Source organism: Leclercia sp. LSNIH3, assembly GCF_002935105.1.
Lineage (GTDB): Bacteria > Pseudomonadota > Gammaproteobacteria > Enterobacterales > Enterobacteriaceae > Enterobacter > Enterobacter adecarboxylatus.
The window spans coordinates 4,572,716-4,585,506 of sequence record NZ_CP026387.1; the positions used below are offsets into that span (position 1 = coordinate 4,572,716).

Genomic DNA, 12,791 nt, shown 5'->3' on the forward strand with positions numbered 1-12,791 from the left:
GATGCCGCGCCCGTCGTTATACGAAACCCTGTTCGGCAATTTTGCAGGCGGCCTCGATCTGCATCAGGTCAATGAAGAAAATCAGGCAATCCTCTCCGTGCTGGACAATATGCAGCGTATTATCAACTGCCGCGCCGGGACGCTGGCGCATTTGCCGGACTACGGTCTGCCGGATATGACGAAAATTCTTCAGGGGATGCCCGGAACTGCGCACCAGCTGATATCCACCCTATCGGCGGTGTTGCTGAAATACGAGCCACGCCTGCGCAAAATCACGGTCGTGATGCTCGAGCAGACCCGGCCTGGCGAATTGCGCTACGCCATTGATGCCGAGCTGAAAGGCGTCGGGCTGGTGCGTTACGGCACCGAGTTTATGCCGGAGGGCAAAATCCTAATCCGTCATATGAAACAGCAGCAGTACCTGGATGTCCGCGCCGCAATTTAGCGATTTTTCTGACAGAAACTACCATGACAACATCCCCTGAACGCTACCTCAAAACCGGTGGCGATCCACGCGCGGTTGCGGATTACGCCGCCCTGCGCGATGAAATGAGTAAACTGACCCATCCGGCTCGCCCGGATGTGGACTGGCCGTATGCCGAAAAACTCTGCCTGTCGCTGTTTGAACAGAACGGCGTGGAGCTGCAGACCGCCGCCTGGTATACGCTTGTCCGCACACAACGTGCCGGAATGTACGGATTGAATGAAGGGCTGGCGATACTGGCAGCATTGGTCTCCCGGCAGTGGGAAAACCTCTGGCCGCGGCCAGTAAATGCGCGGATGGAAATCCTGCGCAGCCTGAGTAAACGCCTTCAACAGGTGATGCGCACGCTGCCTCTGACACGCAGTGATCAGAGCCAGCTCTACCAGGTGGAAGCGCACCTGAAAGCACTGGAAAAGGTATTACAGCGCCTGGAGTTGAAGCATGTCAGTCAACTGGACGCGCTGCTAACGCAAGTGCACAACGCGGCGGTGCGACTGGAAAACAGCGCCCATGAGACAGTTGAAACGGAGGAGACTGTTATCCCGGATACTGCCATCGACCCGCCGGAAAGAACAAAATGGGTGTATGTCGCGCAACGCGATATCGACGCTGTGTCAGCACCATCGCAGCCCACAAAACCCTGGATGTCTTTTGCCGCCGGGATGCTGACCATGCTGGTGGTGCCAGGTGCAGCGGTCTGGGGATGGCAGGCAATGCACCAGCCGGATCCGGTTCAGGCGCAATTTACCGCCTCGCTGGCACCGTTATCCGTTGCGCTTTCCCCGGCGCAGTTGCAGGCAATGCAGAATAACCCTCTCTCAGCGGAAACAGGTCTCAGCCAGACGGCACAGCAGTTAGCGCGGCTGGCTCAACTGAAACCCGATTGGGTCGTAAGCTATGGCGGGCAACTGGTGCAACAGGCGTTAACTCTGTGGCCGGAACAGGCAAAACCGCTGGCGCTACAGTGGCAGCAGCAGATTGCGGCACAGGCACTACCTTCAGAAAATCTTAGCGGCTGGTATCAGGGGATGACGCGGCTGCAACAGTTAGCGAACGAGCTTAATGCGCTTGATGAAAAGCGCGGCAAGTATATGACAGTCAGTGAACTGAAATCGCAGGTATTTACCATCATGCAGTCATTTAATCGCGCTATTCCAGTGGAAGAACAACCCCGCCAGCTGTCCGCAGTAAATGATGAGCAGCCCCGGCCAGTAGCACAGCAGAATCTGGCGGAGCTGCATCTGCAACAGCTTATCGCTCGCTATGCGCTTCTGAAGCAAAAAGCACTTGATTGAATATGATGCATTTTCGCGCCCAGAGTAAGTGGTCAGGGAAAAGGCGAGAGCGAAAAGAAAAAGAAGAAAAGGGTGGCTAAACGCGTGGTGCGCTAAAGCCTGGTGAACAAATTAATACGGTAACTCATGGAGTCAGAGTGTCAGCCAAAGATCGTTTTTTTAAAAAAGTGCAGCGCAATAATAGTATTGTAACATTTGGCCAAAAATCGGCTGAAGCAGAAATTAGGGAGTTCACCTCAAGAATGGATGACCTTGCGGATCAGATTAGCCAGTGGTTCGCAGGCACTGCCATTGGCGTCACGTTATCGACAAAATATCTCCATGATTTGAGTACGGTTGGCTATAGCCTCAGCAGCGGCATATGCCGTTATGATATCACTACCATACACTTACAGAACGGTGATCGCTTTGTGCGCATTATCCCTGAACAGCTCTGTAAGGGCGCGGAATTAGGCTTTGTAATAATGCACGTCGATGCGCCCGGTATCCATCAGGTATTTTATTTGAGTATGGCGCCTGAAGCGGGCTGGTTTATCCGAGGCGAGCATCAGAGCGCAAAGGATAACGCAATCATGACGGAGGATCGTTTTTTCAGGGCTGTAGACAGGCTGGCCTGAAACCGACGAGCCTGTCCCGGGTTTCACTATCGATTTACCTCTGCAACAGCTCGGCAAATTTCGCCAGCCACTGCGGATGCGCGGGCCAGGCGGGGGCGGTGACCAGATTGTCATCAACGTACGCTTCATCGATGCCAATGTCAGCGTAATACCCGCCGCTAAGTCGCACTTCCGGCGCACAGGCAGGATAGGCGCTACAGGTTCGTCCTTTCAGCACATCCGCAGCGGCCAGGAGTTGCGCGCCGTGGCAGACCGCGGCAATAGGTTTGCGTGCCTGATCAAAAGCCCGCACCAGTTCGAGGACTTTTTCATTCAGGCGCAGATATTCAGGTGCTCGTCCACCGGGGATGAGCAGGGCGTCATAATCCTCTTCTTGCGCCGCAGCAAAATCGGCATTAAGAACAAAGCGGTGGCCGGGTTTTTCACTGTAAGTCTGGGCGCCGTCAAAATCATGGATCGCCGTCATGATAAAGTCGCCTTTGGCTTTGTCAGGACAGACGGCGTCAACCTGATGACCAATCATCTGCAGTGCCTGAAACGGCACCATGGTTTCGTAATCCTCCGCGTAATCTCCGACCAGCATCAAAATTTTCTTGCTCATCTTAACCACTCCTCAAGGAATAAATGGAATGACAGATGGCGGCATCACGCCGCCAGCACTTTATTACGACCATCATTCTTGGCGCGATACAGCGCATCGTCCACGCGCTTAAAGAGATCGTCAATACTCTCATCCGGGTTATGCCGGGCTACCCCAATGCTAACGGTGAAGCGGGGAAGGCCCGGGATAGCAATGCGGGCAATTGTCACGCGCAGGGTTTCAGCGATCTGCATCGCGGCGTCCAGTGACGTGCGCGGCAGCAGCAGCACAAACTCCTCACCGCCCCAGCGGAAAACGTAATCGTCTTTACGACAACAGATTTCCAGCGTGCGCGAAAGAGCAATCAACACCTCGTCGCCTTTTTGGTGCCCAAACATGTCATTGATGCGCTTAAAGTGGTCCGTATCCACCAGCAGAAGGCTGAACTCCTGCTGGGCCGGAAGGTGGTTCGGTGAGGTGTGATCGGTGAGATGATAAAACTGGCGGCGATTGAGCAGGCCGGTTAACGAATCGCGTAGCGCGGCGTGTTCAAGCTCCTGCTCAAGCCGTTTTTGCTCGGTAATATCATGAATGATGCAGAGCATCAGTTTATCACCGTAGATTTCAATGGGGCCGGCATAGGTCTGTACGTGTCGGGTGGTGCCGTCCGCGAGGCGATGGATAAAGTTAAGCGGCTTATGCCCCCCAGGCAGACGCGCGATCTCGGTCATCACCGGCAACACGTTGCGCCCGAGCGTATTGATCTCCCAGGTGTGCTTGCTGCACATCTCCTCATGGGTATAGCCATAAAAATTGATCGCCGCGAGATTGGCATCGACCAGCAGGCCGTCCCGGGCAGGATCGATTAACAGCATTGGCGCACTGTTGGTCTGGAAAAACCGGGCATAGAAGCCCTGTTTTTTGCGCTGATAGGTGCCCGAACTGGTGGCTTTAAGCCCCTGTACCGGCTGGCGGGCAATACCCTCAAAAATAATCACCTCGCCGCAGGTATCAAAAACAGCCAGCGAGAGCCGACAGCTGAGGCTGGTCTGCTGGTGATTAACCAGCACGCTCCAGATTTCGATGATCTCTTGTTGGGTTTTTAAATCGGGCACATACATCGCAAGCGTCGCCTGCGCATGTGCCGAGCAGACGCCTTTGCGCAGACTGTCCAGCGTCGCGTCCTGCATAATCTTTTTTGCTGCCGTATTGGCGAACAGGAGATCCTCCGTAACCGGTGATACGACCCATATGGGCGTTTTAAGCATATCCAGTGCAGCAAACCCTGTAGAAGACATAGCTCAGTCTCATTTATCAGAAAGTTAAATGTCTGAGATCCACGGCGGAGCGGCACGCGTGGGCTTCTTTGAAACATACTCTACTTCATACCGTCAGGCAGGATTTTTTTGTGATATTCGTATGAAATTCGTATTAATTTTACCAACTGGAATAGTTTTATTAATCGCTTCTGTGACAGCGGTAATAAATAAATTTTCTCATCTGGTTGCTGAGAAAAAGCGCCGTGTTATGCAAAAATATTTCTAGTATCGGATTAACGTTGAGAAAACATTAACTCTTTTTTCATTAAAACCATAAAAACTAATGTGCGTTTAAAAGGTTTAAGCCCGGCTAATCAATACTGCTTCAGAGTGATCGTGCAGCTTAACTATCACATATTCCAGAACAACAATAATTCATTGCATAGAGAGCTTAACATTGCGTTTATTGGGCTTTAATGCGAATACTTGGCCATTCATAGGTGTTTAATGTCACTTTAAGTTAAATTGTTGGCCATTTAAGGTTAATGAATAGTCTTGATGAAATGAGGGTGAAAAATAAAAAGCAGAGTGTTATATATTCCATATCGTCTGAAAATTCCGTCGTGGTATATATTATGCTCAGAAACATTAGCGTAAGAACGTTTATTCTTTCTTATCTGGCGGTTGTGCTTCTTTTAATTGATGGACTGGTCTTTTTTTTAGCGCCGCAAACATCTCTGTTAATTTCACTTAATCTTTTGTTTGTCGTCGCGTTTGTGTTTCTGCGGGTTTACATGACCCTGTATCTTGTGGTGCCCATCAATACGGTGAAAAGAAGTATTGAAGAGGTGGTGGCCGGCAATCTGGGCGTCACCATCCCCGAATTTGGTGATAATTGTGCTGGCCGACTGATTCCGGGGATCAACACGTTGTCGCACAACATCGCCACCCTGGTGCGTGAGATCCGCTCCTCCTCCGCCACCGCAATGCGTCTTTCTGAACAATTGGCCGCCCGCAGTTCGGCGCTGGCGGCGAAAACTGAGCTGCAGTCAGCATCGCTGATCCAGACCTCTGCCAGTATGGAGCAGATGGCCGCCACCACGAAAAATACCGCTGATAACACTCGCCTCGCCAATGAGAAGGCAAATGTGGCAACTCAACAGGCAAAAAAAGGCGGCGAGCTGATGGGGCAGGTTGCTAGGCTTTGTACGAAAAGTATTGCCGCATGCAACGTAGGCTGCAGGCCAAGGTGACCATGGCTGCAAAGCTCTTGGCCAGCTTGTCATAGCGATTGCCGATCCTGCGATTTTCTTTCAGCCAGCCAAACATCCGCTCAATGATGTTCCGTTGCCGGTATTTGGGCCGGTCAAACAGTCGGGGCAAGCCAGGTCGAGGTTTGCGCGGCATAGCGCGCAATGGGATTACCGGCTGCATTCGGTAACGGTCGCAGTACTGGCGCAGGTGCTCGGCATCGTATCCCTTGTCAGCCAGCAACCACCGGCTACGTTTACGCGGTCGTCCTGGCTTGCCAGCAATTCTTACAGCATCCAGCAGCGGCTGAGCGTGGGAGACATCACTGGCTTGTCCTGGTGAAAGCCTGAAATGCAATGGCACGCCATTGGCATCGCACACCATGTGAATCTTGGTGGTCAGACCGCCTCGACTGCGCCCCAAGGCATGGTCTAACGGTTCTTCAGGCCCCCCTTTTTCCCGGCGCCTGAAGAGGCTCGGGTTGCTCGTACTGCGGTGGAGTCGATCATCCAGGTGTCCAAGTCGATCAGTCCTTCCCGGTTCAGCCGAATATGCAGACGCTCCAGTACTCGCTCGAATGTGCCGTCGTCGCGCCAGTCACGAAAACGCTGATACACCGTTGACCAAGGCCCAAAGCGTTCAGGCAGGTCGCGCCAGGGAGCGCCCGAGCACAGGATCCACAGAATTCCGTGGAGAACCTGACGATCATTGTTGCGAGGACGGCCCATTTTCTGTTCTGGAGAAACCAAATCCTTGATCAGCTCCCATGACGCATCAGAAAGTTCGTAACGCCTTGCCATACGGGCCTCCAACCGGTCATGGCGGCAATTTTAGCCACAACGACTTTTCGTACAAAACCTAACAATATGCTTTCCATTACCGAATGCGCCCAGCAGATGACCGAAATCATCACCATGATCGACGGTATCGCGTTCCAGACCAATATTCTGGCACTCAATGCGGCGGTCGAAGCGGCCCGGGCAGGTGACCATGGTAAAGGCTTCTCTGTCGTGGCCGGGGAGGTGCGCAGCCTGGCGCATCGCAGCGCCGAGGCGGCAAAAAGCATTAAATCCCTTATCGCCGTGACCAGTAGCAACGTCAGTCAGGGCGCAATGGTAGTGGCCGAAGCTGAAAAGAACATGCACGAGATCGTCAGCGGTTCCGGGCAGGTCAGTAAGCTGATGGATGAGATTTCTACCTCGACGTATGAACAGGAAAAAGGCATCGCGCAAATCACCCAGGCGTTGACCGATCTGGAAAACGTGACCCAGAGTAACGTGGGGATGGTGGAAGAGCTGTCTGGCTCTTCAGCGGTGTTGAAAAATCAGGTGGATGAGTTGCAGGCCCGCACGCGAAACTTCCATCTGGAACCGGCATCCTCTGCGCCGTTGTTCGACGTGCAACTCAGCCCGGCGCGTACCTGACAGCGCATCCGAGATAACAGCCTGGTTCGCCAGGCTTTTTTGTGAGCCAGCCAGGGTTCAGGAATAGTCTCTTTTATGAATAAATTCAGCGCGATGGCCCGGTAAATGGTTGCTTAACCTGCCAGGGTGACTAGACTGACAGCAAAGAACAGCTACTGGCGGAGGCGCTGTGGAAGGCATAAAAGGATCGGAAGTTAACGTTCCTGACGCAGTTTTTGCGTGGTTACTTGATGGCAAGGGCGGGGCGAGGCCCCTCACGAACAACGATACTATCGATCAGCAACATCCTTGCTGGCTACACCTGAATTATACCCAGCCGGAGAGCGCTCACTGGCTGGCCTCAACCCCCTTATTGCCTAACAACGTGCGCGACGCGCTGGCCGGGGAAAGCCTGCGCCCGCGCGTGACCCGCATGGGCGAGGGGACGCTCATTACCCTGCGTTGCATTAATGGCAGCACCGATGAGCGGCCGGATCAGCTGGTGGCGATGCGCCTCTACATGGATGAACGGCTGATTGTCTCAACCCGCCAACGAAAAGTGCTGGCGCTGGACGATGTTGTCGGGGATTTAAAAGAGGGCACAGGCCCGGAAGACTGCGGTAGCTGGCTGGTGGATGTCTGCGACGCACTCACCGACCATGCCAGCGAGTTTATCGAAGAGCTGCACGATAAGATTATCGATCTCGAAGATAACCTGATCGATCAGGTTATTCCACCTCGCGGATTTCTGGCGCTGCTGCGTAAGCAGCTGATCGTGATGCGCCGCTACATGGCCCCGCAGCGCGATGTCTATGCCCGGCTGGCGAGTGAACGTTTCCCCTGGATGAATGACGATCAGCGCCGCAGAATGCAGGATATTGCCGACCGACTCGGGCGTGGCCTGGATGAAATTGACGCCTGTATTGCCCGTACGGCGATCATGACCGATGAAATCGCCCAGGTCATGCAGGAGTCGCTCTCCCGCAGAACCTACACCATGTCGCTGATGGCGATGGTGTTTCTGCCCAGCACCTTTTTAACCGGGCTGTTTGGCGTCAACCTGGGTGGTATCCCCGGCGGGGAGTTCCGCTTTGGTTTTTCGCTGTTCTGTATCATGTTAGTGATTTTAATTGGCGGTGTTGCGTGGTGGTTACATCGTAGTAAATGGTTGTAAATTTACACTATTTTGAGGTTTCTAGAGACCTGAAACGCTATTTTAATTGAGCGAAGTCAATAAACTGATTACCAATAAGGTGCAATATTCCTTCCGCAGGTGAATGCAACGTCAAGCGATGGGCGTTGCGCTCCATATTGTCTTACTTCCTTTTTTGAATTACTGCATAGCAAAATTGATTCGTACGACGCCGACTTAAATAAGTCGGCTTTTTTTTGCCTGCTACCCAGCAGCGACTACCCTAAAAGAGACAACCCGTTCTTCTGGAGGGTAATATGACCATGCTCTTAACACTGCTGCTGCAAACACGGCAATCGGACCCGGTACCTACCGATCCGGTGCCCGTACCCGAGCCGATCCCACGCCCACAGCCGATGCCGGACCCGCCGCCGGATGAAGTCCCGATTAAAATGTCGCATCAGAGGCAGAGATCTGCGAGGATACGCGCCTGCTGACTGTGTGACTTTTACCGCGAGAATAACTGTGACTGCTTTTTCAACGCTGAACGTACTGCCTGCCGCCCAACTCGATAATCTCAACGAGTTGGGTTACCTGACGATGACCCCCGTACAAGCTGCCGCCCTGCCAGCGATCCTGGAAGGACGTGATGTTCGTGTGCAGGCGAAAACCGGCAGTGGCAAAACGGCGACTTTTGGTCTTGGGCTGTTACAGCATATTGATGCCAGCCTTTATAAGACGCAGTCGCTGGTGCTTTGCCCGACGCGCGAGCTGGCGGACCAGGTCGCGGCTGAGTTACGTCGTCTGGCACGTTTTCTGCCAAACACCAAAATTTTAACTTTGTGCGGCGGCCAGCCGTTCGGCGCCCAGCGTGATTCCTTGCAGCATGCGCCGCATATCATCGTTGCCACGCCGGGTCGTTTGCTCGATCACCTGCAAAAGGGGACGGTCTCTCTCGACGCGCTGCAGACCCTGGTGCTGGACGAAGCTGACCGGATGCTGGACATGGGCTTTAGCGAGGCCATCGATGAGGTGACCCGTTTTGCCCCGCCATCGCGTCAAACCATGCTCTTCTCTGCTACCTGGCCAGAGGCGATTGCCGCCATTAGCGGCCGTGTGCAGCAAAACCCGATCGCCATCGAAATTGATACTGTTGACGCACTGCCCGCGATCGAACAGCAGTTCTTCGATACCACCCAACGGGGCAAAATCCCGCTACTGCAAAAGCTGCTTAGCGTGCACCAGCCCGCTTCCTGCGTGGTGTTCTGTAACACCAAAAAAGATTGTCAGGCCGTGTGCGATGCCCTGACCGAAGCCGGTCAGAGCGCGCTGTCGCTGCATGGCGACCTCGAACAGCGCGATCGCGATCAAACCCTGGTGCGTTTCGCTAACGGCAGTGCTCGCGTGCTGGTTGCGACCGACGTCGCCGCTCGCGGCCTGGACATCAAATCCCTGGAGCTGGTGGTGAACTACGAGCTGGCGTGGGATCCAGAAGTTCACGTCCACCGTATCGGCCGTACGGCCCGTGCTGGTAACAGCGGTCTGGCCATCAGCTTCTGCGCACCGGAAGAGGCGCAGCGCGCTAACATTCTGGCGGAAATGCTGCAAATCAAACTGAACTGGGTGGATGCTCCGGCAAATGTCAGCATCGTGCCGCTGGCTGCCGAGATGGCCACGCTCTGTATCGACGGCGGGAAAAAAGCCAAAATGCGTCCCGGTGATGTATTAGGTGCGCTGACGGGCGATATCGGGCTGGACGGTGCTGATATTGGTAAAATCGCGGTGCATCCGGCGCATGTGTATGTGGCGGTGCGTCAGTCGGTGGCGCATAAAGCCTGGAAGCAGCTGCAAAACGGCAAGATCAAGGGCAAAAACTGCAAGGTTCGTCTGCTGAAATAAGCAGGCGGGGGAGAGCGTCTCAGCGCTGTGCTGAGACGCTTAACAATCACTTCACTTCAATCACGTTCAGACGCATCTCATCCAGCTGAGTGTCATCTTCTTCGGGCTGCCAGCCTGCTGGCTGCATCGGGATCTCTTCGCGATCAAATGCCAGATCGCCGCCGTTCACCACTTCTGAACCGTGCTTAATACCTTTGAAATCAAACAGGTTGATATCGCTCAGGTGCGAAGGCACCACGTTCTGCATCGCGCTGAACATGGTCTCGATGCGGCCCGGGTAGCGTTTATCCCAGTCACGCAACATATCGCCAATCACCTGACGCTGCAGGTTCGGCTGGGAGCCGCACAGGTTGCACGGAATGATCGGGAAGGCTTTCGCCTCGGAGAAACGCTCGATATCCTTTTCGCGGCAGTAGGCGAGGGGACGGATCACAATGTGCTTCCCGTCGTCGCTCATCAGCTTCGGTGGCATGCCTTTCATTTTGCCGCCGTAGAACATATTCAGGAACAGCGTCTGTAAGATGTCATCGCGGTGGTGACCAAGCGCAATCTTGGTCGCGCCCAGCTCGGTGGCCGTGCGATAGAGAATGCCCCGACGCAGACGAGAGCAGAGCGAGCAGGTGGTTTTACCTTCCGGGATCTTCTCTTTAACAATGCCGTAGGTGTTCTCTTCGACAATTTTGTACTCAACGCCCAGCTTCTCGAGGTATTCCGGCAGGATATGCGCCGGGAAGCCCGGCTGCTTCTGATCGAGGTTGACGGCCACTAACGAAAAATTGACCGGTGCGCTTTGCTGAAGATTGCGCAGGATTTCAAGCAGGGTGTAGCTGTCTTTGCCGCCAGACAGGCAGACCATGATGCGGTCGCCTTCTTCAATCATGTTGAAATCCGCAATGGCTTCACCGACGTTGCGGCGCAGACGCTTTTGCAGTTTGTTGAGGTTGTACTGGTCTTTCTTAGTAATTTCTTGATTTTGCGACATTTAATAGTGGCTCAATTCGTTTATGGCTAAAGCCGCCCAGGCGGCCCACCGTTACGATGGGGGGCAGCAGGTCAACATGAAAAAGTATGGCGTGTATGGTACGGATTACGGCAGTGAATGTCAGCACGTTTTACAGCAAACGCCCGGGCAAGTACGCATCGTCTTTCATTCCATGGGTTTTTTACCCTTTGCCGCCTGGCTGTGTTTTCGCAACACACGCTATAGTTGTAGTCCATCCACGAAAACGGGAGGTAGTCATGCTGTATGTTGAAAAAGATGACCCACGCGAGGCCCCGGAGTCGGGCGATAAAAAGCCCCAACCCGTCAAAAAATAGCTGACCGCGAGTCATGCCCACGCCACCGGCCTTCGCTGGTGGCTTTTTATTGCCTGCACCCCGGCCGTTTCACCATAACGGCGACTCAGTAAGTAGTGCTGTATCGACCTGGTTCACTCACTAAAAAGGCGCATAGGTTGTTGAAGAACAATTCTGTACGCTAGAGACGAGACAGGTACTGAAGACGATGGTCAGCAAAAACACGACTGATACGATGAGGTGCTAACGATGGGTAAACAGTGGCAATTACTGGTAAGTCTTTTTGTTTTGATAGCAGTGTTTTCATCCGCAAAGGCAAATACCACGGCGATGGGGCTGACATTAGGTAAAACCACGCTACAGCAGTTTATCAAAGCCTATCCTACCGCCCAGCACGAGGGGCGCAGTAAGTGGAGTGACGGCGATATTTTTTCTATTCCGAATAACGAGCTGGGATTAGAGGGCGCAAAAAATAACGCGGTTATCTTCAATACGGCGGGCAGGATCACCGCCATTATGCTTGAGCTGGATAAAACCCGCTTTGATGAGGTCGAGAGTATGCTGGAGCATAAATATGTCGCGGTGAAAAAACAGATCTCTTTCGCCGGGGACAAATACGCCAAATACCAGAATGAAAATGACTTAATTGAGCTTGATGCCCCGTATTTAGCCCCTGTTATGAAACTCACCTATTCAGAGCAACTCTTTCAGGAAGCCTGGCTGAAAAAGAGCGCGGAGGAATTTAGCCGCCGTTGATAACAGCGCTACAAGAGAGGCTGGCTTACACTTAGCCGGTACGCGGCGTTTTGCCGCCCGTGTAAGTCATGCTTATCGGAGAAGGAGTCTGTTATGGCGAACAAGGTTTCTGCGCAGTGTCACTGCGGCGCGGTCAGGTTTACCGTTGAACTCTCGGACGGGTTCAACACCATCCGGCGCTGCAACTGCTCGTTCTGCCGAATGCGCGGGGCGATCGCGGTCTCCGCGCCGTTATCCGGGATCAACATTATTCAGGGCGAATCACTGTTGACCGAATACCGTTTCAACACTCAGGCAGCCGTACACTATTTTTGTTCGGTCTGCGGGATTTACACCTTCCACCAGCGGCGTTCAAATCCTGAGCAGTATGGCGTCAACGTCGCCTGTATTGAAGGCGTTTCGCCGTTTGATTTCCCGGAGGTGCTGGTGATGGAGGGACGTCATCATCCCAATGATGGTGGTGGGGGCGTGGCCGGCGTGCTGAGTTATCGCGAGACTGAACGCTAGCGCAGCCATTTATCAGGACAGGGAATGGGCACAGAGGATGTGCGTTCAGGTAATTTTTTTCGCTTTAAATTTGCCTTTCACCACCCCGTCATAGAAACGCCCCTTGGACACTACGTTCAGAAAATCGTTAAAAATCCGCACTGGCACAGACTGATATTGCCAGGTGCTATGATCCCGAAAACGGACTTCCAGTGTTTCGTTGCATTTATCATAGGCAATTGAGGCGATACGCGAAGATTTAACAGCATGATGATTCACAATAGCGATTCCTCTACAGCCGGGCAGACATGAGATTTATCTTGTCTCAGATGG

15 protein-coding genes and 2 pseudogenes are annotated in these 12,791 nt (G+C 53.4%); 12 read left to right on the top strand and 5 right to left on the bottom strand.

Features of this window, described 5'->3' with window-relative positions:
* The first annotated feature begins 1 nt into the window (after nt 1).
* The 3 genes from tssE (at nt 2) to C3F35_RS22170 (ending at nt 2,396) form a co-directional block, all read left to right on the top strand.
* On the top strand, nt 2-445 hold the full coding sequence (gene tssE / locus C3F35_RS22160; RefSeq protein ID WP_032611091.1) for a type VI secretion system baseplate subunit TssE: 444 nt from the start codon (nt 2-4) through the stop codon (nt 443-445).
* A 23-nt stretch (nt 446-468) separates the two neighbouring features.
* Nucleotides 469-1,779 carry a VasL domain-containing protein gene (locus C3F35_RS22165; protein ID WP_103793608.1) on the top strand — a complete coding sequence of 437 codons (1,311 nt, stop codon included), beginning with the start codon at nt 469-471 and terminating at the stop codon, nt 1,777-1,779.
* A gap of 137 nt (nt 1,780-1,916) precedes the next feature.
* Nucleotides 1,917-2,396: a hypothetical protein gene (locus C3F35_RS22170; RefSeq protein ID WP_103793609.1), complete on the top strand. Its 480-nt coding sequence runs from the start codon at nt 1,917-1,919 to the stop codon at nt 2,394-2,396.
* 34 nt (nt 2,397-2,430) lie between these two features.
* Here C3F35_RS22170 and C3F35_RS22175 read toward each other — a convergent pair whose 3' ends face one another.
* Both C3F35_RS22175 and C3F35_RS22180 read right to left on the bottom strand, forming a co-directional pair.
* A complete protein-coding gene (locus C3F35_RS22175) occupies nt 2,431-2,997 on the bottom strand; it encodes a DJ-1/PfpI family protein (protein ID WP_032611088.1) in 567 nt (188 codons plus the stop codon).
* A 44-nt stretch (nt 2,998-3,041) separates the two neighbouring features.
* Nucleotides 3,042-4,274: a sensor domain-containing diguanylate cyclase gene (locus C3F35_RS22180; RefSeq protein WP_103793610.1), complete on the bottom strand. Its 1,233-nt coding sequence runs from the start codon at nt 4,272-4,274 to the stop codon at nt 3,042-3,044.
* A 28-nt stretch (nt 4,275-4,302) separates the two neighbouring features.
* Between C3F35_RS22180 and C3F35_RS26745 the strand changes: the two genes are divergently transcribed.
* Together C3F35_RS26745 and C3F35_RS22185 are read left to right on the top strand one after the other, a co-directional pair.
* Nucleotides 4,303-4,521, top strand: coding sequence for a hypothetical protein (locus C3F35_RS26745; protein WP_130588745.1), 219 nt, complete (start codon nt 4,303-4,305; stop codon nt 4,519-4,521).
* 349 nt (nt 4,522-4,870) lie between these two features.
* A pseudogene (locus tag C3F35_RS22185) lies at nt 4,871-5,464 on the top strand (methyl-accepting chemotaxis protein); the annotation flags it as partial.
* Here the strand turns inward: C3F35_RS22185 and C3F35_RS22190 are convergent.
* A protein-coding gene (locus C3F35_RS22190) for an IS5 family transposase (RefSeq protein WP_104456755.1) occupies nt 5,433-6,286 on the bottom strand; the annotation gives its coding sequence in 2 pieces (ribosomal slippage) (nt 5,433-5,930 and nt 5,933-6,286; 852 coding nt in all). The pseudogene C3F35_RS22185 and the gene C3F35_RS22190 overlap by 32 nt on opposite strands.
* 60 nt (nt 6,287-6,346) lie before the next feature.
* Here C3F35_RS22190 and C3F35_RS22195 point away from each other — a divergent pair.
* The 4 genes and pseudogenes from C3F35_RS22195 to dbpA form a co-directional block, all read left to right on the top strand.
* Nucleotides 6,347-6,910: pseudogene (locus C3F35_RS22195) on the top strand (methyl-accepting chemotaxis protein); the annotation flags it as partial.
* Between the two features lie 169 nt (nt 6,911-7,079).
* Entirely contained in the window at nt 7,080-8,063 is a 984-nt protein-coding gene (gene zntB, locus C3F35_RS22200; RefSeq protein WP_032611083.1) for a zinc transporter ZntB, read from the top strand.
* Nucleotides 8,064-8,344: 281 nt separating this feature from the next.
* Entirely contained in the window at nt 8,345-8,518 is a 174-nt protein-coding gene (gene ynaL / locus C3F35_RS27265; RefSeq protein ID WP_098946293.1) for a proline-rich small protein YnaL, read from the top strand.
* A gap of 28 nt (nt 8,519-8,546) precedes the next feature.
* A complete protein-coding gene (dbpA, locus tag C3F35_RS22210; RefSeq protein WP_032611082.1) occupies nt 8,547-9,920 on the top strand; it encodes an ATP-dependent RNA helicase DbpA in 1,374 nt (457 codons plus the stop codon).
* Nucleotides 9,921-9,966: 46 nt separating this feature from the next.
* Here dbpA and ttcA read toward each other — a convergent pair whose 3' ends face one another.
* Complete coding sequence (ttcA, locus tag C3F35_RS22215; protein ID WP_032611080.1) at nt 9,967-10,902, bottom strand: tRNA 2-thiocytidine(32) synthetase TtcA; 936 nt, start codon at nt 10,900-10,902, stop codon at nt 9,967-9,969.
* Nucleotides 10,903-11,159: 257 nt separating this feature from the next.
* Here ttcA and C3F35_RS27115 point away from each other — a divergent pair, with 257 nt between their 5' ends.
* From C3F35_RS27115 to C3F35_RS22230, 3 genes are all read left to right on the top strand, one after another.
* A complete protein-coding gene (locus tag C3F35_RS27115; RefSeq protein WP_223263916.1) occupies nt 11,160-11,237 on the top strand; it encodes a hypothetical protein in 78 nt (25 codons plus the stop codon).
* Nucleotides 11,238-11,465: 228 nt separating this feature from the next.
* Nucleotides 11,466-11,972, top strand: a complete 507-nt coding sequence (locus C3F35_RS22225; protein WP_032611078.1) for a hypothetical protein — start codon at nt 11,466-11,468, stop codon at nt 11,970-11,972.
* A 93-nt stretch (nt 11,973-12,065) separates the two neighbouring features.
* Complete coding sequence (locus tag C3F35_RS22230) at nt 12,066-12,479, top strand: GFA family protein (protein WP_032611076.1); 414 nt, start codon at nt 12,066-12,068, stop codon at nt 12,477-12,479.
* A 45-nt stretch (nt 12,480-12,524) separates the two neighbouring features.
* On the opposite strand, the gene C3F35_RS22235 is transcribed toward C3F35_RS22230, so the two are convergent.
* Nucleotides 12,525-12,737: a KTSC domain-containing protein gene (locus tag C3F35_RS22235; RefSeq protein WP_032611075.1), complete on the bottom strand. Its 213-nt coding sequence runs from the start codon at nt 12,735-12,737 to the stop codon at nt 12,525-12,527.
* Nucleotides 12,738-12,791 lie beyond the last annotated feature (54 nt).

What these genes read in the sequence shown, in the direction of transcription:
- tssE (WP_032611091.1), top strand. Translation starts at nt 2, where the DNA reads ATGCCGCGCCCGTCGTTATACGAAACCCTGTTCGGCAATTTTGCAGGC.
- ttcA (WP_032611080.1), bottom strand. Translation starts at nt 10,902, where the DNA reads ATGTCGCAAAATCAAGAAATTACTAAGAAAGACCAGTACAACCTCAAC.
- C3F35_RS22165 (WP_103793608.1), top strand. Translation starts at nt 469, where the DNA reads ATGACAACATCCCCTGAACGCTACCTCAAAACCGGTGGCGATCCACGC.
- C3F35_RS22225 (WP_032611078.1), top strand. Translation starts at nt 11,466, where the DNA reads ATGGGTAAACAGTGGCAATTACTGGTAAGTCTTTTTGTTTTGATAGCA.
- C3F35_RS22175 (WP_032611088.1), bottom strand. Translation starts at nt 2,997, where the DNA reads ATGAGCAAGAAAATTTTGATGCTGGTCGGAGATTACGCGGAGGATTAC.
- C3F35_RS22230 (WP_032611076.1), top strand. Translation starts at nt 12,066, where the DNA reads ATGGCGAACAAGGTTTCTGCGCAGTGTCACTGCGGCGCGGTCAGGTTT.
- C3F35_RS22180 (WP_103793610.1), bottom strand. Translation starts at nt 4,274, where the DNA reads ATGTCTTCTACAGGGTTTGCTGCACTGGATATGCTTAAAACGCCCATA.
- C3F35_RS27115 (WP_223263916.1), top strand. Translation starts at nt 11,160, where the DNA reads ATGCTGTATGTTGAAAAAGATGACCCACGCGAGGCCCCGGAGTCGGGC.
- ynaL (WP_098946293.1), top strand. Translation starts at nt 8,345, where the DNA reads ATGCTCTTAACACTGCTGCTGCAAACACGGCAATCGGACCCGGTACCT.
- C3F35_RS26745 (WP_130588745.1), top strand. Translation starts at nt 4,303, where the DNA reads ATGTCTGAGATCCACGGCGGAGCGGCACGCGTGGGCTTCTTTGAAACA.